This is a genomic window from Streptomyces sp. NPDC051561 (genome assembly GCF_044454195.1).
In the GTDB taxonomy this organism is placed as follows: domain Bacteria; phylum Actinomycetota; class Actinomycetes; order Streptomycetales; family Streptomycetaceae; genus Streptomyces.
The window spans coordinates 250,734-268,449 of record NZ_JBITDM010000007.1; the positions used below are offsets into that span (position 1 = coordinate 250,734).

The 17,716-nt window shown below is 71.2% G+C and carries 20 protein-coding genes; 16 read left to right on the forward strand and 4 right to left on the reverse strand.

The window, feature by feature from the left end:
* The first annotated feature begins 44 nt into the window (after nt 1–44).
* Nucleotides 45–269 carry a DUF397 domain-containing protein gene (locus tag ACIA73_RS18815; RefSeq protein ID WP_399439671.1) on the forward strand — a complete coding sequence of 75 codons (225 nt, stop codon included), beginning with the start codon at nt 45–47 and terminating at the stop codon, nt 267–269.
* A 26-nt stretch (nt 270–295) separates the two neighbouring features.
* Here the strand turns inward: ACIA73_RS18815 and ACIA73_RS18820 are convergent, their stop codons facing one another.
* The gene (locus ACIA73_RS18820; RefSeq protein WP_399439672.1) at nt 296–1,444 is read right to left on the reverse strand and encodes an 8-amino-7-oxononanoate synthase; all 1,149 of its coding nucleotides are present in this window, start codon (nt 1,442–1,444) and stop codon (nt 296–298) included.
* Nucleotides 1,445–1,585: 141 nt separating this feature from the next.
* On the opposite strand from ACIA73_RS18820, the gene bioB reads away from it, so the two are divergent.
* The 5 genes from bioB (at nt 1,586) to ACIA73_RS18845 (ending at nt 6,065) form a co-directional block, all read left to right on the forward strand.
* The gene (bioB, locus tag ACIA73_RS18825; protein ID WP_399439673.1) at nt 1,586–2,740 is read left to right on the forward strand and encodes a biotin synthase BioB; all 1,155 of its coding nucleotides are present in this window, start codon (nt 1,586–1,588) and stop codon (nt 2,738–2,740) included.
* On the forward strand, nt 2,733–4,025 hold the full coding sequence (locus ACIA73_RS18830) for an adenosylmethionine--8-amino-7-oxononanoate transaminase (RefSeq protein WP_399439674.1): 1,293 nt from the start codon (nt 2,733–2,735) through the stop codon (nt 4,023–4,025). The genes bioB and ACIA73_RS18830 overlap by 8 nt, the downstream gene beginning before the upstream one ends.
* Before the next feature lie 92 nt (nt 4,026–4,117).
* Entirely contained in the window at nt 4,118–4,834 is a 717-nt protein-coding gene (gene bioD / locus ACIA73_RS18835; protein WP_399439675.1) for a dethiobiotin synthase, read from the forward strand.
* 58 nt (nt 4,835–4,892) lie between these two features.
* Nucleotides 4,893–5,237 (forward strand): VOC family protein, encoded by a 345-nt coding sequence (locus tag ACIA73_RS18840; RefSeq protein WP_399439676.1) that lies wholly within the window; start codon nt 4,893–4,895, stop codon nt 5,235–5,237.
* 189 nt (nt 5,238–5,426) lie between these two features.
* A complete protein-coding gene (locus ACIA73_RS18845) occupies nt 5,427–6,065 on the forward strand; it encodes a class I SAM-dependent methyltransferase (RefSeq protein WP_399439677.1) in 639 nt (212 codons plus the stop codon).
* Nucleotides 6,066–6,179: 114 nt separating this feature from the next.
* Here the strand turns inward: ACIA73_RS18845 and ACIA73_RS18850 are convergent, their stop codons facing one another.
* Both ACIA73_RS18850 and ACIA73_RS18855 read right to left on the reverse strand, forming a co-directional pair.
* A complete protein-coding gene (locus ACIA73_RS18850) occupies nt 6,180–6,551 on the reverse strand; it encodes a fic family toxin-antitoxin system, toxin component (protein WP_399439678.1) in 372 nt (123 codons plus the stop codon).
* Nucleotides 6,548–6,772, reverse strand: coding sequence for an antitoxin (locus tag ACIA73_RS18855; protein WP_399439679.1), 225 nt, complete (start codon nt 6,770–6,772; stop codon nt 6,548–6,550). The genes ACIA73_RS18850 and ACIA73_RS18855 overlap by 4 nt, the downstream gene beginning before the upstream one ends.
* A gap of 193 nt (nt 6,773–6,965) precedes the next feature.
* Between ACIA73_RS18855 and ACIA73_RS18860 the strand changes: the two genes are divergently transcribed.
* From ACIA73_RS18860 to ACIA73_RS18905, 10 genes are all read left to right on the forward strand, one after another.
* Nucleotides 6,966–7,796, forward strand: coding sequence for an ABC transporter ATP-binding protein (locus ACIA73_RS18860; protein WP_399439680.1), 831 nt, complete (start codon nt 6,966–6,968; stop codon nt 7,794–7,796).
* Between the two features lie 76 nt (nt 7,797–7,872).
* The gene (locus ACIA73_RS18865) at nt 7,873–8,133 is read left to right on the forward strand and encodes a hypothetical protein (protein WP_399439681.1); all 261 of its coding nucleotides are present in this window, start codon (nt 7,873–7,875) and stop codon (nt 8,131–8,133) included.
* A gap of 204 nt (nt 8,134–8,337) precedes the next feature.
* The gene (locus ACIA73_RS18870; RefSeq protein WP_399439682.1) at nt 8,338–9,216 is read left to right on the forward strand and encodes a TIGR03621 family F420-dependent LLM class oxidoreductase; all 879 of its coding nucleotides are present in this window, start codon (nt 8,338–8,340) and stop codon (nt 9,214–9,216) included.
* A 77-nt stretch (nt 9,217–9,293) separates the two neighbouring features.
* Nucleotides 9,294–9,767, forward strand: coding sequence for a GNAT family N-acetyltransferase (locus ACIA73_RS18875; RefSeq protein ID WP_399439683.1), 474 nt, complete (start codon nt 9,294–9,296; stop codon nt 9,765–9,767).
* A gap of 181 nt (nt 9,768–9,948) precedes the next feature.
* Nucleotides 9,949–11,310: a hemolysin family protein gene (locus ACIA73_RS18880; protein ID WP_399439684.1), complete on the forward strand. Its 1,362-nt coding sequence runs from the start codon at nt 9,949–9,951 to the stop codon at nt 11,308–11,310.
* Nucleotides 11,307–12,326: a hemolysin family protein gene (locus tag ACIA73_RS18885; RefSeq protein ID WP_399439685.1), complete on the forward strand. Its 1,020-nt coding sequence runs from the start codon at nt 11,307–11,309 to the stop codon at nt 12,324–12,326. The genes ACIA73_RS18880 and ACIA73_RS18885 overlap by 4 nt, the downstream gene beginning before the upstream one ends.
* Nucleotides 12,327–12,485: 159 nt before the next feature.
* Nucleotides 12,486–13,265: an SGNH/GDSL hydrolase family protein gene (locus ACIA73_RS18890; RefSeq protein ID WP_399439687.1), complete on the forward strand. Its 780-nt coding sequence runs from the start codon at nt 12,486–12,488 to the stop codon at nt 13,263–13,265.
* Nucleotides 13,266–13,372: 107 nt separating this feature from the next.
* Nucleotides 13,373–14,806 (forward strand): adenylosuccinate lyase, encoded by a 1,434-nt coding sequence (gene purB / locus ACIA73_RS18895; protein ID WP_399439688.1) that lies wholly within the window; start codon nt 13,373–13,375, stop codon nt 14,804–14,806.
* 25 nt (nt 14,807–14,831) lie between these two features.
* Nucleotides 14,832–15,371, forward strand: coding sequence for a G/U mismatch-specific DNA glycosylase (gene mug, locus ACIA73_RS18900; protein ID WP_399439689.1), 540 nt, complete (start codon nt 14,832–14,834; stop codon nt 15,369–15,371).
* A gap of 129 nt (nt 15,372–15,500) precedes the next feature.
* The gene (locus ACIA73_RS18905) at nt 15,501–16,667 is read left to right on the forward strand and encodes an ROK family protein (protein WP_399439690.1); all 1,167 of its coding nucleotides are present in this window, start codon (nt 15,501–15,503) and stop codon (nt 16,665–16,667) included.
* A gap of 112 nt (nt 16,668–16,779) precedes the next feature.
* Here the strand turns inward: ACIA73_RS18905 and ACIA73_RS18910 are convergent, their stop codons facing one another.
* Nucleotides 16,780–17,544, reverse strand: a complete 765-nt coding sequence (locus ACIA73_RS18910) for a GntR family transcriptional regulator (protein WP_399439691.1) — start codon at nt 17,542–17,544, stop codon at nt 16,780–16,782.
* Nucleotides 17,545–17,716: the final 172 nt, after the last annotated feature.

Consider the following 17,716-nt stretch of genomic DNA (forward strand, 5'->3'; position numbering starts at 1 on the left):
GTGCCCCACAACCCCATATCGGTGACGACGCAACGGGAGGCTCCATGTCCCCCCACCTCCGAGTCGTACGTTCCAGTCTTCTTCTGCCGGGCGCAGCGTGGCGCCGCAGCAGTCGGAGTACGGGTATGAACAACTGCGTCGAGACGGCAGTACTCCGCCCCGACCGGACCGCGGTCCGTGACTCCAAGCGGGCGGCCGGTGCCGCCCTGCTCTTCTCGGCCGACGCGTGGTCGCGCTTCGTCGACGCGGTCCGCCAGGACTCGTTATGACCGGCCGGGGCTGAACCGGCGCGGCATCAGCACGGGGGTGCGGTACGGACGATGGCGTCCACCGCACCCTCGATCTGTGCGGCGGTGAGGTCGGCCCTGGCCGTCAGCCGCAGCCGGGAGATGCCGTCGGGCACGGACGGCGGCCGGAAACATCCGACCGCGAGTCCCTCGCCCCGGCAGTCGGCCGCCCATCGCACGGCCGCTTCGGCGGACGGGGCGCGCACCGACACCACGGCCGCGTCCGGGCATACGGCGGCAAGGCCGGCCGCGGTCAGCTTCCGGTGCAGGGAGGCCGATACGTGGCGGGCGCGCGCGGCGCGCTCCGGTTCGCGGCGCAGCAGCCGCAGGCTCGCGAGGGCGGCTCCCGCGGCGGCCGGGGCGAGCCCGGTGTCGAAGATGAAGGTCCGGGCGGCGTTGACCAGGTGCGCGATGACGGCTGCCGGGCCGAGCACCGCACCGCCCTGGCTGCCCAGGGACTTGGACAGGGTGACGGTGGCGACGACGTCCGGGGCGCCCGCGAGGCCGACGGCGTGCAGGGCGCCACGTCCGCCGTCACCGAGTACGCCGAGGCCGTGGGCGTCGTCGACGAGCAGGGCGGCACCGAACTCCCTCACCACCGCCGCGTGTTCGAGAAGCGGGGCCGCGTCACCGTCCACCGAGAAGACCGAATCGGTGACCAGGAGTGCCCGCCCCCGGTGCCCGTCCAGGGCCTTGCGTACGGCGGCGGGGTCGGCGTGCGGCACCACCGCGGTCTCGGCGCGGGAGAGCCGGCAGCCGTCGACCAGGGAGGCGTGGTTTCCCGCGTCGGAGGCGATCAGCGAGCCGCGGGCGGTCAGCGCGGTGAGTGCGGCCAGGTTGGCGGCGTAACCGGAGGAAAGCACCAGGGCCGCCTCGAAGCCGGTGAACTCGGCCAGCTCCCGCTCCAGTTCGGTGTGCAGCTCGGTGGTGCCGGTGACGAGCCGGGAGCCGGTGGCGCCCGCACCCCAGCGCCGGGCGGCCGCGGCGGCGGCGTCGGTGACCTCAAGGTGGCGGGTGAGACCGAGGTAGTCGTTGCTCGCGAGGTCCAGGAGGGGGCTGTCGGCGGAGCGGGGACGCAGTGTGCGGACGAGGCCCGCTCCGGCCCGCCGGGCAGCCTCCTCCTCGATCCAGCCGAAGGGGCCGATACGTACGTCCATGGGTGATCCCTTTGTAGGCAGCCCACAGACACTAGCCGGACTGCACCCCCGTCAGGGTGTGGCAATACCCACACCTCGAACCCGCGCTCTTGTCCGGATCCTCCTTGGCCAGGGGCGGGGGCATGAGCCAGGATCATGCCCATGGACCTGCTGAACACACTGGTGGAGAAGGGGCTGCGGCGCGAGCTGCCGACCCGCGAAGAAGCGCTCGCCGTACTGGCGACCTCCGACGACGAGCTGCTCGATGTGGTGGCCGCTGCGGGCAAGGTGCGCCGTCAGTGGTTCGGGCGGCGGGTGAAGCTGAACTACCTGGTCAACCTCAAGTCGGGGCTGTGCCCCGAGGACTGCTCGTACTGCTCGCAGCGGCTCGGTTCCAAGGCCGAGATCCTCAAGTACACCTGGCTGAAGGCGGACGAGGCGTCGAAGGCGGCGGCGGCCGGGGTCGCGGGCGGCGCGAAGCGGGTCTGCCTGGTGGCGAGCGGGCGCGGGCCGACCGACAAGGACGTGGACCGGGTCTCCAGGACCATCGAGGCGATCAAGGAAGGCAATGAGGGCGTCGAGGTCTGCGCGTGCCTCGGTCTGTTGTCGGACGGCCAGGCGGAGCGGCTGCGGGCCGCGGGCGCCGACGCGTACAACCACAACCTGAACACCTCGGAGGCGACGTACGGGGCGATCACCTCCACCCACACCTATGCGGACCGGGTGGAGACCGTCCAGCAGGCGCAGGCGGCGGGCCTGTCGGCGTGCTCCGGTCTGATCGCCGGCATGGGCGAGTCGGACGCGGACCTGGTCGACGTCGTCTTCTCGCTGCGCGAGCTGGACCCGGACTCGGTGCCGGTCAACTTCCTCATCCCGTTCGAGGGGACGCCGCTCGCCAAGGAGTGGAACCTGACCCCGCAGCGGGCGCTGCGCATCCTGGCGATGGTGCGGTTCGTCTGCCCGGACGTGGAGGTACGTCTCGCGGGCGGCCGCGAGGTGCACTTGCGGACGATGCAGCCGCTGGCCCTGCACCTGGTCAACTCCATCTTCCTGGGCGACTACTTGACCAGTGAGGGCCAGGCCGGGCAGGCCGACCTGGACATGATCGCGGACGCCGGTTTCGAGGTGGAGGGCACCGGCACAAGCACGCTGCCCGAGCACCGGAGCGGCGGCGCCTGCGGCTCCGTGTGCGGGAGCGACGCGACCCCCTGCGAGTCGCCCGCCGAGGATGACGCGCCGTCAATTTCCGGTGCTCGCACGGATCTTGTGTCGGTACGCCGCCGGGGCGCGGGCACGGACCTGGCTCCCAATGCCTGATCTGCCCCTCTCCTCCGCCGAGTTGCTCCGCCTGGACCGGGAGCACGTCTGGCACCCGTACGGCCCGATGCCGGGACGCGCCGAACCGCTGATCGTGGAGTCGGCCTCCGGAGTACGGCTGCGGCTGGCGCAACCGGCTCACGGGCAGTCCGAGTTGATCGACGGCATGTCGTCGTGGTGGTCGGCGGTGCACGGCTACAACCACCCCGTGCTCAACGAGGCGGCGCAGGACCAGCTGTCGCGGATGAGCCATGTGATGTTCGGCGGGCTCACCCATGAGCCCGCCGTACGGCTGGCCGCCCGCCTGGTGGAGATCACCCCGGAGCCGCTGCGGCACGTCTTCCTCGCCGACTCGGGGTCGGTGTCGGTCGAGGTCGCGGTGAAGATGTGCCTCCAGTACTGGCGGTCCGTCGGCCGCCCGGCCAAGCAACGGCTGATGACCTGGCGGGGCGGCTATCACGGGGACACCTGGCAGCCGATGTCGGTGTGCGACCCCGAGGGCGGAATGCACGAGCTGTGGCAGGGGGCGCTGCCGCGCCAGCTGTTCGCGGACGCCCCGCCCGCGGCGTACGACGAGAACTACGCGACGCGGTTGCGCGACCTGATCGGCGCGCACGCACATGAGCTGGCGGCGGTGATCGTCGAGCCGGTGGTGCAGGGCGCGGGCGGGATGCGGTTCCACGACCCGGCGTACCTGCGGGTGCTGCGGGAGGCCTGCGACGCGCACGAGGTGCTGCTGGTACTCGATGAGATCGCCACCGGTTTCGGCCGGACGGGGACGCTCTTCGCGGCGGACCAGGCGTCCGTCTCACCCGATGTGATGTGCCTGGGCAAGGCGCTGACCGGCGGATATCTCACGATGGCGGCGACCTTGTGCACGGCACGGGTGGCGGACGGCATCTCGCAGGGCGACGTGCCGGTGCTGGCCCACGGGCCCACCTTCATGGGCAATCCGCTGGCGGCCGCGGTCGCCTGCGCCTCGATCGATCTGCTGCTCGGCCAGGACTGGCAGCAGGAGGTGAAGCGGCTGGAGACGGGGCTGCGGAACGGCCTCGCGGAGGCCGCCGAGGTGCCGGGCGTCCGGGAGGTACGGGTACTGGGCGGCATCGGCGTCGTACAGCTGGAGAAGCCGGTGGACATGGCCGTCGCCACGGAGGCGGCGGTGCGGGAGGGGGTCTGGTTGCGGCCGTTCCGGGACCTGATCTACACGATGCCGCCGTATGTCACCGGGGACGCGGATCTGGCCCGGATCTGCCGGGCGGTCACGGCGGCGGCGGCCGCCTAGCGCCTTCCCGTATGTCGCGTCACTGTCCCCGCGCTTTCCGGCGCTTCCCCACTGGCACCCCTCGGAGCCGGCCCCTCGGAGAAGGAACCCCCATGTCTGTCCTCGTCATCAGCGGCACCAACACCGAGATCGGCAAGACCGTCGTCACCGCCTCGATCGCCGCCCTCGCCCGGGCCCGAGGCAGGAGCGTCGTGGTGCTCAAGCCCGCGCAGACGGGGGTCGGGCCCGGCGAGGAGGGGGACGCACAGGCCGCGGTGCGGCTGGCCGGGGACGGGGTGGCGGCCGTTGAACTCGCCCGTTTCCCCGAGCCGTTGGCGCCGGCGACGGCAGCACGCCGGGCGGGGATGACACCGGTGACGCCCAAGGACGTGGCGGATGCGGCGGCGAAGCTGGCCACCGAGTACGACCTGGTGCTCGTGGAGGGTGCGGGGGGCCTGCTCGTACGGCTGGACTCCGCGGGCGGGACCCTGGCGGACGCGGCGCGGTTGCTGGACGCGCCCGTGCTGGTGGTGGCCGCGCCCGCGCTCGGCACGCTCAACTCGGTGCAGCTGACCGGGGAGGCACTGCGGGCGCGGGGGCTGACCACACAGGGGGTGGTGATCGGCTGCTGGCCGGACGCACCGGGGCTGGCCGAGCGGTGCAACGTCGTTGAGCTGGCGGACATGGCGGGAGCGCCGCTGCTGGGCGCGGTGCCGGAGGGGGCCGGCGGGCTGGACTCCGTACGGTTCCGGGAGCGGGCACGGGGGTGGCTGGCGCCGGAGCTGGGCGGGAGCTGGGACGCCGGGGTGTTCGCCGCGAGCGTCGGATGATCAACAGGTATTTCGTGGTCTTCGCCGCGCGCGCCGGGTGATCCGTAGGGTGGCCGGTATGCGAGCAAAAATTGACGAGATTGTTTTCGACTGCGCCGACCCGGCAGCCCTGGTGCGCTTCTGGGCGTCCCTGATGGGCGGCGAGCCGGTGGACCGGAGCCCCGACTGGTCGTACATCGACGTTCCCGCCTTCACCCGGCTCGCCTTCCAGCGCGTACCGGAGGGCAAGTCCGTCAAGAACCGGCTGCACATCGACCTGGTGGCCCCGGACATTCCCGCCTACAGCGCGGAGGCGGTGGCGCTCGGGGCGAAGCTGTCCGGCGGGATCGTGACGCAGGAACCGGGTTCGTTCCAGGTGCTGCTGGATCCGGAGGGCAACGAGTTCTGCTTCGTCTCCGGGTGAGGTTGCGGGTGGGATCGCGGTGTACGTCTGGCTGACCGTGTGCCGCAACGGGCACACTTGCGGTATCCGTCCCTTCTGCGGAGGAGGACCGCGATGGCGGTACGACCGGGGTCAGACAGCGACAGTGGACACGGCAGGGGCCGTACCGAGGGGCGGGCTCGGCGCAGGGGCAGAATCCCGCACGATGCCGTGCACCACCCGCTGTTCGCCCGGGCCTATGCCCGGCTCAGCGTCTCGGCGGACCGGCACGGCAAAGTCGCCGCCCACCGCGATGAACTGCTGCACGGGCTCAGTGGGCGGGTGCTGGAGATCGGTGCGGGCAACGGGCTGAACTTCGCCCACTATCCGGCGGCGGTCTCCGAGGTGGTCGCCATCGAACCGGAGCGCTCGCTGCGGGAATTGGCGCTGCGCGCGGCGGTGCGGGCCGAGGTGCCGGTGGACGTGGTGCCGGGCGCGGCGGAGGCGCTGCCGGTCAAGAGCGAGGCGTACGACGCGGTGGTGTTCTCGCTGGTGCTGTGCAGCGTACGGAATGTGGAGCGGGCCCTCGCGGAGGCGAGGCGGGTGCTGCGGCCCGGCGGTGAACTGCGGTTCTTCGAGCACGGGCGGGGCGAGGGGCGCTGGATGGTGGCGTCCCAGCGGGCCGTGGACCGGACGGTGTGGCCGCTGCTGTTCGGCAACTGTCACACCTCGCGGGATCCGCTCGCCTCGATCGGGGCGGCCGGGTTCGAGATCGGCGACCACCGGCGGCTGATGGTGCCGGAGGGCCGGCTGCGGGCGCCTTCGTCGCCCTGCGTGCTGGGCGTGGCACGGCGGCCGGAGGAGACGTAGCAAGACGCGGCGAGACGCAGCGAGACGCGGCGGCGCCGCCGGTCACTCGCACCGTTCGCCGGCTCTTGCTCCTGGCTCCTGCTCCTGCTCCTGCTCCTGCTTACTGCTCCGGCTTCACTCGCTCCACTGGCGCAGCTCGTCGGCGATGGCCCGTACGTCGGCCTTGCCGTCCTTGACCAGTCGCGCCAGGTCCCGCACCTGCTCGGGCGAGGTGCTCACCTTCAGCCCGCAGGCCATCAGATAGCCGTAGGCCACCGAGCTGGCGTAGAGGGCGTTGGTGCGCTCCAGCGCCGGTACGTGCAGCAGGAGCTGGAGGAGTGAGGCGGCGCGGGCGTACGGGTCGCTGTAGACCGGGACGCCGAATATCTCCGCCTCGTGGCGGGCGACGGCGGCGACCAGCGCACCCCAGTCGACGACCTGCGGGTCGCCGGGGGTGCGGTGTTCGGCGACCATCAGGAGCCAGGCGAGATCGATCTTCAGTGTCACTTGCGTGGCTTCTCCGTGCCGAACTCCTCGGCGAACACCGCCTCGTACTGCTCCATGAAGTCGGAGGCGGCGTCGACGAAGGTCCGGCCGACCTCCCCCGCGTCCTGCTTGACGAGTTCCTCGATGTACCGGTTCACGCTCATGCCGCGCTGGAGGGCGCGCTGCCGTGCCGCCTCGGCGGTGGACTCGTCCACGCGGACGTTCAACTGGGTCTTGGCCACACTTCACGCTAGCGGTGAGCTGCTAGCGCACACAAGACCGAGCGGGGGTCGCGCCCCTGTGTCCCTTACACCGACCCGGAATTCCGGACCCGCGGTGGATTCTCCGCGTCCCGGAACACCTCTACTCTCCTGTTCTGCAAAGGAGTTGACCGAGCTGGCAAGCAGTGCACGGCCCCGACCCGGGAGGCTGCCCGTGTCCACATCCGCCACCCCGTTCGCCCACGGCCTGGAGTCCGGCCGACCGGTCGCCGCCCGTGCCCGCGCGCTGACCAAGGCGTACGGCAGCGGCGAGACCAGCGTGCTCGCCCTGGACGCCGTCGATGTCGACATCGCGCGTGGCAGGTTCACTGCGGTCATGGGCCCTTCCGGGTCCGGGAAATCGACGTTGATGCACTGCCTGGCCGGGCTCGACACGGTCTCCGCGGGGCAGGTCTGGCTGGGTGACACCGAGATCACCGGGCTGCGCGAGCGGGAGCTGACGCGGTTGCGGCGGGACCGGATCGGCTTCATGTTCCAGTCGTTCAACCTGCTGCCGACACTGTCCGCCGCCGAGAACATCACGCTCCCGATGGACATCGCCGGGCGCAGGCCCGACCAGGAGTGGCTGGACCAGGTGATCGACACGCTGGGACTGCGCGACCGGCTGAAGCACCGGCCCTCCCAGCTCTCCGGCGGTCAGCAGCAACGGGTCGCCTGCGCACGCGCGTTGGCGTCCCGGCCGGAGCTGATCTTCGCCGACGAGCCGACCGGGAACCTCGACTCACGGGCCGGCGCCGAGGTGCTCTCCTTCCTGCGGCAGGCGGTGGACGCGCTGGCGCAGACGGTGGTGATGGTGAGCCACGACCCGGGCGCCGCCGCCCATGCGGACCTGGTGCTGTTCCTCGGGGACGGCCGGATCGTGGACAGCTTGCCGGACCCGACGGCGGAGGCGGTGCTGGAGCGGATGAAGCAGTTCGACGGCGTCTCGCGGCTCCGCAAGGACCACACCCAGGAGATCCGCAGGGGCCACAACCAGCAGCACTGACATCAGGCAGCGGACCCTCGCGGCGCTCACCCGTCAGGACACCCCGAGCGCGGGCGGAATGCAGGGCGGTCTCTTGATGGGCCTTGGCACGGCGGAGAAGTACTTCCCGGGCGGGCAGGAGTCCGCGCTGCACGTCAACGCGGCCCAGGGCGCTGACGCACCGGCGCTGCGCAAGGCGCTGGGAGCCGCCCTCGCGCCGTATCCGCAGGTGACCTTCCAGGACCGGGCGGACTGCAAGGAAGTGGTGCGCGGCCAGGTCTCGTACTGCTGTACCCGGTTTACGGGCTGCTCGGGCTGCTCGGGCTGCTCGGGCTGCTCGGGCTGCTCGGGCTGCTAATGAGCCAAGTCCTGGCTCTCCGGGGGATGACGGTGATCGCGGTGCCGTGGTCGACTGTGCTCGCGGTCGTGGTCGGCTCCGTGGTGGTCGGTCTGGTGGTGGCGGTGCTTCCGGCGCTGCGGGCCTCGCGGACGAATGTGCTGACGGCGATCGCGCACGACTGGCGCGACACCCGAACCGTCTTCTGCACGAGTGGAGTTGTTCATGGTCAGGCCGTTTCGCTTCTCGGTGAACATGCTGACGCCCGCCGACGGCAAGGAGTGGGCCCGCAGGTGCCGGCGGGCGGAGGAACTGGGTTACGACGTGATCCAGGTGCCCGACCATCTCGGGATGATGGCGCCGTTCCCGGCGATGGTCGCGGCGGCCGCCGCGACCGAGCGTCCCCGCATCGGCGCCTTTGTCCTCAACGCCGGGTTCTGGAACCCCGCCCTGCTCGCCCGTGAGATCGCCACCACGGACGCCCTGATCGGCGGGCGCCTGGAGGTGGGCCTGGGAACGGGCTATGTGAGGGAGGAGCACGAGCGGGCCGGTCTGGAATTCCTCCCGCCGGGGGGCAGGGTCGATCATCTGGTACGTACGGTCGAGGAGCTGGACCGCCTGCTGCGGGACGGGGACCACCTGCCGAGGCCGGCGCAGAGCCCCCGGCCGCCCTTCCTGATCGGCGGGAACGGTGATCGCGTGCTGAGGCTGGCGGCCCTGCGGGCGGAGGTCGTGGCTTTCGCCGGCGGGTACGCGACCAAGGAGGGCCTGCGGCTCCACACGGCACAGGAACTGGAACAGCGGGTGGACGTCTTCCGCGGGTTCGCGTCCGGGCGCGGCGAGGAACCCGAGCTCAATCTGCTGGTCCAGCAGGTCGTGATCACCGAGGACCGGCACGCCGCGGTGCAGGAATTCCTCCCCCACGTACCGCACTTGACCGAGCAGCAGGCGCTGGACCTGCCAGTCCTCGCCATCGGCACCGTGCAGGAGATCGCGGAGCAGTTCCGGGCCGCACGCCGGCGGTACGGCTTCTCCTACTTCTCCGTCCTCGACACACACCTGGAGGCCCTCGCCCCGGTGATGAGGGAACTCCGCGACAGCTGAGAAATCCGGGCTTCGCCTGCCGTCCGCATCGTGAAACCGGCTCGACGGTGCCGCCGGGCCGGTGATGGGATTCCGCCATGAACGATCTCGGAAGCAGCCGTCTCAGGAGCGCCACCCCCGCCGACCTCGACGCCGTCCTCGCCTTCTGGAAGACGGCGGCGGAGGGCACCAGCATCAGCGACGACCGGGACGGCGTCGAGCGGCTGATCCACCGTGACCCCGAGGCTTTGATTCTGGCCGTGCGCGACGGGGCATGCGGCACCGGCCGCGGGGCAGACGGCACCGAGAGCGAACTCGTCGGCACCGTCATCGCCGGTTTCGACGGCTGGCGCTGCTCGCTCTACCGGCTGGCCGTCCACCCGGACCACCGCCGCCAGGGCATCTCGCGCGCGCTACTCGCCGCCGCCGAGGAGCGTTTCGTACGGCTCGGCGGGCGGCGGGGAGACGCGATGGTGCTGAACGACAACGCACGCGCCCATTCGGCATGGGGGTCCGCCGGGTATGCGCCGCAGCCCTGGTGGACCCGCTGGGTCAAGCCGCTCACCGACTGACCGGCTGCTTTGCCGGTCCTTTACCATGGAGCTTCGCTTCCCCGATGTGCCGACAAAACGACGGACATCTTGACTTGGAAAGGTGTGAGCGTCCGCCCATGGGCGAGCCTCCCAGTAGTAGACACAGCCGACATCGCGCGATCCTCCCGACCCTGGCCGATCATGGGACGGAGGTGAACCGATGACCGAAGTGCTTCTGCTGCTCGTGGCGATCCTGCTCTCGCTGATCTGCGGCGCCTTCGTCGCGGCGGAGTTCTCGCTGACGACGATCGAGCGCGGCGACCTCGAACGGGCCGTCGAGCGGGGTGAGCGGGGCGCGGACAGTGCCCTGAAGGCCGTACGCAGCCTGACCTTCCAGCTCTCCGGCGCCCAGCTCGGCATCACCGTCACCAACCTCCTCGTCGGCATGCTCTCCGAGCCGTCGATCTCCAAGCTGCTCAAGGGCCCGGTCGAGGCGACCGGTCTGTCCCCCGCGGTGGCCTCCTCCCTCGCCCTGGTACTCGGTACGGCGCTGTCGACCGTGGTGCTGATGGTGGTCGGTGAGCTGGTCCCCAAGAACTGGGCGATCTCCTCCCCGCTGGCCGTCGCCAAGGTCGTGGCGACCCCGCAGCGCTGGTTCACGGCGGCCTTCAAGCCGCTGATCAGCCACCTCAACAACACGGCCAACCGGATCCTGCGCCGCTTCGGCATGGAACCTGCCGAGGAGCTGGCGTCCGCGCGCAGCCCCAAGGAACTGGTCGCCCTGGCCAGGCACTCCGCCAAGGAGGGCGCCCTGGAGGCGGACACCGCCGAACTGTTCGTCCGTACGCTCAACCTGGCCGAGCTCACCGCGGAGAACGTGATGACCCCGCGCGTCCAGGTCACCGCGCTCGACGTACAGGCCACCGCCGAGGACGTCGCCAACGCGACCCGGGCGACCGGCCTCTCCCGCTTCCCCGTGTACCGGGGCAGCCTGGACTCGGTCGTCGGCCTGGTCCACATCAAGGACGTACTGGCGGTCCCGGCCGAGCGCCGGCCCCGCCACCCGGTGACCGAGCTGATCCGCGAGCCGCTGCTCGTACCGGAGACGCTGACCGTGGACAGGCTGCTGGACCGGCTGTCCGGCAAGCGCACCATGGCCGTCGTCATCGACGAGTACGGCGGCACGGCCGGTGTGGTCACCCTTGAGGACATCGTCGAGGAGGTCGTCGGCGAGGTGCGCGACGAGCACGACCCGCACGAGACCCCCGACCTCGCCCGCTCGGGCGAGGACACCGACGGCCGCGACCTGTGGTCGGCGGACGGTGCGGCCAGGACCGACCAGCTGGAGCGGATCGGCCTGCGGGTCCCCGACGGCCCGTACGAGACCCTGGCCGGTCTGATCGCGAACGAACTGGGACGGATCCCCGAAGTGGGCGACTGCGTGGAGCTGTCGGGCTGGAAACTGGACGTGGTGGACGCGAGTGGCCGCAGGGCGGCGCGGGTGCTGATGCACGCGCCGCTGAAGGCCGCCGTACCGGCCGAGGCCGCTCGGCCCGGCCGTGACGTGGAGGCGGGCCGATGATCGCCGTACAGCTTCTGATCGGTCTGCTCACGCTGTTCGTGAACGCCTTCTTCGTCGGCGCCGAGTTCGCTCTGATCTCGGTGCGCCGCAGTCAGATCGAGCCGGAGGCGGAGGCCGGGAACCGCAGGGCGCGCAGCGTCATCTGGGGTCTGGAGCACGTCTCCGCGCTGCTGGCCGCAGCCCAGCTGGGCATCACGCTGTGCACCCTGGTGCTCGGCATCGTCGCCGAGCCCGCCATCGCGCACCTGCTGGAGCCGTTGTTCCACGCGGTGGGTGTGCCGGACGCGCTGACGCACCCGATCTCGTTCGTGATCGCGCTGGCCCTGGCGACGTATCTGCACATGCTGCTCGGCGAGATGGTGCCGAAGAACATCGCGCTGGCCGAACCGGCCAGAACCGCACTGCTCCTCGGCCCGCCGCTGGTGGCGCTCGCCAAGGCGCTGCGCCCGGTGATCTTCACCATCAACTCCTTCGCCAACATGCTGCTCAAGCTGCTGCGGGTGGAGACCAAGGACGAGGTGTCCGCGACGTTCTCGGACGACGAGCTGGCCCGTCTGGTGAAGGACGCCGGTGACGCGGGGCTGATCGACGACCGGGCCGCCGAGCGGCTGCGGGACGCCCTGGAGCTGGGCAGGCGCCCGGTCCGGGACGTGGTGATGCCGGTCGAGCGGGTGGTGTACGCCCGGGTCGGGACCACTCCGGAGGAGCTGGAGCAGCTGGCCGCCCAGTCCGGGTTCTCCCGCTTCCCGGTGCTCGACTCGACCCGGCGCATCCTGGGCTACCTCCATGTGAAGGACGCCCTGGACGCGATGCCGCGCGATCTGCCGTTCCCGGTCTCCGCGATGCGGCCGATCGCCCGGGTGCGTGCCGGGACTCCGCTGGACGACGTACTGACGGCGATGCGCCGCAGCCGTACGCACCTGGCGGCGGTGGCCGACGAGGACGGCCGGCCCGCGGGTCTGGTCACCATGGAGGACGTACTGCGGGAGCTGGTGGGCCCGCCGCAGCAGGCCTGATCCTGCTCGCACGTACGCGGCCGGTGTTCTCCCCCGCCGGGGAGGGCACCGGCCGCTTTCGTACGCGCCGGCCGCTTTCGTACGGGGGACGCCCGCCCCTTCGTACCGGAGCCGCCCGCCCTCGTACCGGAGGGTGCCACCGGGTACGATCACTCCGCCATGGAGATGAATGCCTCGTACACCAGCCTTGTCGCGGTCGGCGACTCCTTCACCGAGGGAATGTCCGACGCCCTGCCCGACGGTTCCTACCGGGGCTGGGCCGATCTGCTCGCCGCCCGCCTCGCGGAACGAACCCCCGGATTCCGGTACGCGAACCTCGCCGTGCGGGGCAAGCTCATCGGCCAGATCGTCGACGAGCAGGTGCCTCTCGCCGCCGCCATGCAGGCGGATGTGGTGACCCTGGTCGGCGGCCTCAACGACACCCTGCGCCCCAAGGTCGACATGGGCAGGGTGCGCGACAAACTGACCGAGGCGGTCGAGCAACTGGCTCCTTCCTGCAAGCAGTTGGTGCTGATGCGCAGCCCCGGCCGGAACGGTCCGGTGATGAAGCGCTTCCGTCCGCGCATGGAGGAGCTGTTCGCCGTCGTCGACGAGCTGGCGGCCAAGCACGACGCGGTGGTCGTCGACCTGTACGGCGCGGCAGCCCTGGGCGACCAGCGGATGTGGTCCGTCGACCGGCTGCACCTGACGCCCGAGGGGCACCGACGGGTGGCCGAGGCGGTCTGGCAGTCGCTGGGCATGGACGCCGTGGACGACTGGCTGACGCCACTGCCGGCCGCTGCCCCGCTGGGCTGGACCGCCCGCCGTACCGGTGACCTGCGGTTCGCCCGCGAGCACCTGGTGCCATGGGTCGGCAGGCGGATCACCGGCAAGTCCTCGGGCGACGGCCGACCGGCGAAGCGCCCCGAACTGCTGCCCTTCGAAGCGCCGCGCGACTGAGCACCCCCGGCACCCTCGCGAGCCGCCTCCCCACCAGCCCCCTCGTAGCAACCTACGAACCGGGCCGCGTCTCTGGCCTGCACAAACCGCCAGTAGAATCTGTTTACGTGACTGCCAAGCCCCGCATCCCCAATGTCCTGGCCGGCCGCTACGCCTCCGCGGAGCTCGCCGTCCTGTGGTCCCCCGAGCAGAAGGTCAAGCTGGAGCGCCAGCTGTGGCTGGCCGTGCTGCGTGCCCAGAAGGACCTCGGCATCGAGGTGCCCGAGGCCGCTCTCGCCGACTACGAGCGAGTGATCGACCAGGTCGACCTGGCGTCGATCGCCGAGCGCGAGAAGGTCACCCGGCACGACGTGAAGGCCCGGATCGAGGAGTTCAACGCCCTCGCCGGTCATGAGCAGGTCCACAAGGGAATGACCTCCCGCGACCTCACCGAGAACGTCGAGCAGCTCCAGATCCGCCTCTCGCTGGAGCTGATGCGCGATCGCACCGTCTCCGTCCTGGCGCGGCTGGGCAAGCTGTCGGGCGAATACGCCGAGCTGGTCATGGCGGGCCGTTCGCACAACGTCGCCGCCCAGGCCACGACCCTCGGCAAGCGCTTCGCCTCCGCCGCCGACGAGCTCCTGGTGGCGTACCACCGCCTGGAGGACCTGCTGGCGCGCTACCCGCTGCGTGGCATCAAGGGCCCGGTCGGCACCGCCCAGGACATGCTGGACCTGCTCGGCGGCGACGCCGCGAAGCTGGCCGATCTGGAGCAGCGCATCGCGGGCCACCTCGGTTTCGCGCACGCCTTCACCTCGGTCGGCCAGGTCTACCCGCGCTCGCTGGACTACGAGGTCGTCACCGCACTCGTCCAGCTGGCCGGCGCCCCCTCCTCGGTCGCCAAGACGATCCGCCTCATGGCGGGCCACGAGCTGGTCACCGAGGGCTTCAAGCCCGGCCAGGTCGGCTCCTCGGCAATGCCGCACAAGATGAACACCCGCTCCTGCGAGCGCGTCAACGGCCTGATGGTCATCCTGCGCGGTTACGCGTCGATGACCGGCGAGCTGGCCGGCGACCAGTGGAACGAGGGCGACGTCTCCTGCTCCGTGGTCCGCCGCGTGGCGCTCCCGGACGCGTTCTTCGCGTTCGACGGTCTCCTCGAAACCTTCCTGACCGTCCTCGACGAGTTCGGCGCCTTCCCGGCCGTCGTGGCCCGCGAGCTGGACCGCTACCTCCCGTTCCTCGCCACCACGAAGGTTCTGATGGCGGCGGTACGGGCGGGTGTCGGCCGGGAGGCCGCGCACGAGGTCATCAAGGAGCACGCGGTCGCCTCCGCGCTGGCCATGCGTGAGCAGGGCGCCGAGCGCAACGAGCTGCTCGACAAGCTCGCGGCGGACGACCGGATGCCGCTGGACCGCGCGCAGCTCGACGAGCTGATGGCGGACAAGCTGTCGTTCACGGGTGCGGCGGGCCAGCAGGTGACCGCGATCCTCGCCCAGATCGAGGAGATCACCAAGCAGCACCCCGAGGCCGCCGGCTACACCCCGGGCTCGATCCTCTGATCCGCCCCGCCTGTACGGTTTCGGGATGACCCCCGAGGAACTCCTGGCCGCCCGCGACCGCGTCATTCCCGACGTGGTCGCGGGCGGTCTGCGTGTGCTGTTCTGCGGCATCAACCCGGGCCTGATGTCCGCCGCCACCGGCCACCACTTCGCCCGCCCGGGAAACCGCTTCTGGCCGGTCCTGCACCGGTCCGGCTTCACTCCGCGGCAGTTGCGGCCGGAGGAACAGGACGAGCTGCTGTCGTACGGCCTGGGCATCACCAATGTGGTGGCCAGGGCCAGCGCCCGCGCCGACGAGCTGAGCGCCGAGGAGTTCCAGGAGGGCGGCCGCCTTCTCACCGAGCGGGTGCAACGGCTGCGTCCGCAATGGCTGGCGGTGGTCGGCGTGACGGCGTACCGCACGGCCTTCGGTGAGCGGAAGGCCCGGATCGGACCGCAGGAGCGGATGATCGGCGACACCCGGATCTGGGCCCTGCCCAACCCCAGTGGGCTCAATGCGCACTGGACGCTGGAGACCATGGCCGAGGAGTACGGGCGGGTCAGGGCGGCGTCCGAAAAGCGGTGAAGCGGACACCGGTGACGGTTCGCGCCGAGGGACGCAACGATCCGGTTCCGCTTTGCCCCTGGCGGCTCGCGGTGGCGTGTCCCGGGCGAGTACGATCCGGCAAACACGCGTACGACCTGGGAGGACACCGTGGGGCGGCTGACCGGCGGGGACCCCTCTTTGCTGCGAAGGATCAATTCCGCGGTGGTGCTGCACGCCCTGCGCGGTGCGGGCGTGGCGGACTCCCCCACACTGACCGATCTGACCCGGATCACCGGGCTGTCCCGGCCCACCGTCGAAGGTGTGGTCGAGGGGCTCATCGAGGTGGGTCTGGTGGTGGAGAGCGCGGCCGAGGAAGGTGGCGCGAAGCGTCAGGGGCGGCCGGCCAGGCGGTTCCGGTTCCGGGCCGAGGCCGGACATCTGCTGGGTATCGAGATCGGTCCGCACCGGATTTCGGCGCTGCTGTCCGGTCTTGACGGCCGGATCGTCGGGGCCGGGTCCCGCGAGGTCTCGGAGAGCGCGGACGCGGACGACCGGCTGGAGCGGGTGCGCCAGGTGGTCGCCGATCTGCTGCGCCGGGCCGGGATCCCCCGCAGTTCGCTGCGGGCCGTCGGCGTCGGCAGCCCGGGCATCGTCGAGGCCGACGGCACCGTTCGGCTCGGTACGGCGCTGCCCGGCTGGACGGGACTTCCGCTGGGCGAACGGCTGCGCCGGTCGTTCCGCTGCCCGGTGCTGGTGGAGAACGACGCCAACACCGCCGCGGTGGCCGAGCACTGGAAGGGCGTCGGCACCGACACCGACGACCTGGTCTTCGTACTGGCCGGGCTGAGCCCGGGTGCCGGTTCACTGATCGGCGGGCGGCTGCACCGGGGTTACGGCGGTGCGGCGGGCGAGATCGGCGCGCTGCACCTGCTGGGGCGCGAGGCCAGGCCGGAGAAGCTGCTGTCGACCACCGACGAGCCGCTGCACCCGCTGGACGAGCAGGCGGTGGCCGTGGTGTTCGCTGAGGCCAAGCGCGGCGACGTCCAGGCGCAGGCAGCGGTGGAACGGTTCATTCAGCGGCTGGTGCACGATGTCGCGGCCCTCGCTCTGGCCCTCGACCCCGAACTGGTCGTGATCGGAGGCTGGGCGGCCGGCATCGACGGCGTACTGGATCCGCTGCGCGGCGAGCTGGAGCGGTACTGTCTGCGGCCGCCCCGGGTGGCGCTGTCGCTGCTCGGCGAGGCATCGGTGGCGACGGGCGCACTGCGGCTCGCGCTGGACCATGTCGAGGAGCAGCTCTTCGCGGTGGAGACGACGGTGACGGCACGGCGCTGAGTGCCTGTGTCTGCCAGGTGGCGGGTCCGGGAAGTCCGAGGCCAGGCACGGGAAGCGGCCCGGCGCCGAGGGGAATCCCCCGGCGCCGGGCCGTCTTCACGAGGAGCGGGTGTTACGAGGCCTGGGCGGTCGGCCCGTGGTGGCTTATCTCCAGGTCGCCCGAGTCGCCGAAGGTCAGCCGGCAGGTGTCCGCGCGGTAGGTCGCCACGGAGACGGCGGCGGTACGGCCCGCGGTGAAGTAACGGGTCGTGACGACCAGCACGGGGGCGCCGGGCAGCCGGTCGAGCTCCTTGGCGTCGTCGGCCCGGGCCGAGCCCAGCTCGACGGCGCGGTCCTGGCCCTCCAGGCCGAGGCGCTGCAACTCGCGCAGCACGCTGCGGGCGCGGGCCGGGCCCGACGGGGCGTCTATGGCCGGGAGTTCGGGCACCGAGGCGGCCGGTACGTACAGCAGCTCGGCGGCGACCGGCTGGCCGTGCGTCAGACGGATGCGGCGCACTGTGTGCAGCTCGTCCTGGAATCCGGTGCCAAGCATCCGGGTCACCGCGGCCGGGGCGATGCCCGTGGCGCAGTCGACGGGCTGCCAGGAGTCTCCTGGGGTGCCGGGCCAGTTGTGCTGCGAGGTGCCGACGTCGACGCCCATCCGGGGCGGGGCTACCGTGGTGCCCACGCCGCGGCGGCGCTGCAGACGTCCCTCCAGCTCCAGCTGTTCGAGAGCCTGGCGGAGGGTGGCACGGGCGACGCCGAAGCGGGCCGCCAGTTCACGCTCGTTGGGCAGGATCTCGCCGACCGAGAAGTCGGAGTCGAGCGCCTCACTGAGCACGGTCTTCAGGTGCCAGTACTTCGGCTCCGGCACCGTTTCGAGCTGCGTGGTCCCCACCCTGATCCTCCGCAATCGCCGCGTCCTTTGCGGCTTTCCGTGTTCCGCGCCCTTGTTTATTAAAGGTTCCTTCACTAACTCTGCGACCATAGGACGATGGTTCTGGTTGGTCAAGACCAATCCGCTTTCCGTTACGGAGGTTAGGGAACCCGCGGAGCGAAACGCGCGTATG

What these genes read in the sequence shown, in the direction of transcription:
- ACIA73_RS18880 (WP_399439684.1), top strand. Translation starts at nt 9,949, where the DNA reads ATGACCGAAGTGCTTCTGCTGCTCGTGGCGATCCTGCTCTCGCTGATC.
- bioB (WP_399439673.1), top strand. Translation starts at nt 1,586, where the DNA reads ATGGACCTGCTGAACACACTGGTGGAGAAGGGGCTGCGGCGCGAGCTG.
- mug (WP_399439689.1), top strand. Translation starts at nt 14,832, where the DNA reads ATGACCCCCGAGGAACTCCTGGCCGCCCGCGACCGCGTCATTCCCGAC.
- ACIA73_RS18890 (WP_399439687.1), top strand. Translation starts at nt 12,486, where the DNA reads ATGGAGATGAATGCCTCGTACACCAGCCTTGTCGCGGTCGGCGACTCC.
- ACIA73_RS18820 (WP_399439672.1), bottom strand. Translation starts at nt 1,444, where the DNA reads ATGGACGTACGTATCGGCCCCTTCGGCTGGATCGAGGAGGAGGCTGCC.
- ACIA73_RS18840 (WP_399439676.1), top strand. Translation starts at nt 4,893, where the DNA reads ATGCGAGCAAAAATTGACGAGATTGTTTTCGACTGCGCCGACCCGGCA.
- ACIA73_RS18815 (WP_399439671.1), top strand. Translation starts at nt 45, where the DNA reads ATGTCCCCCCACCTCCGAGTCGTACGTTCCAGTCTTCTTCTGCCGGGC.
- bioD (WP_399439675.1), top strand. Translation starts at nt 4,118, where the DNA reads ATGTCTGTCCTCGTCATCAGCGGCACCAACACCGAGATCGGCAAGACC.
- ACIA73_RS18870 (WP_399439682.1), top strand. Translation starts at nt 8,338, where the DNA reads ATGGTCAGGCCGTTTCGCTTCTCGGTGAACATGCTGACGCCCGCCGAC.
- ACIA73_RS18875 (WP_399439683.1), top strand. Translation starts at nt 9,294, where the DNA reads ATGAACGATCTCGGAAGCAGCCGTCTCAGGAGCGCCACCCCCGCCGAC.
- ACIA73_RS18830 (WP_399439674.1), top strand. Translation starts at nt 2,733, where the DNA reads ATGCCTGATCTGCCCCTCTCCTCCGCCGAGTTGCTCCGCCTGGACCGG.
- ACIA73_RS18865 (WP_399439681.1), top strand. Translation starts at nt 7,873, where the DNA reads ATGGGCCTTGGCACGGCGGAGAAGTACTTCCCGGGCGGGCAGGAGTCC.
- ACIA73_RS18885 (WP_399439685.1), top strand. Translation starts at nt 11,307, where the DNA reads ATGATCGCCGTACAGCTTCTGATCGGTCTGCTCACGCTGTTCGTGAAC.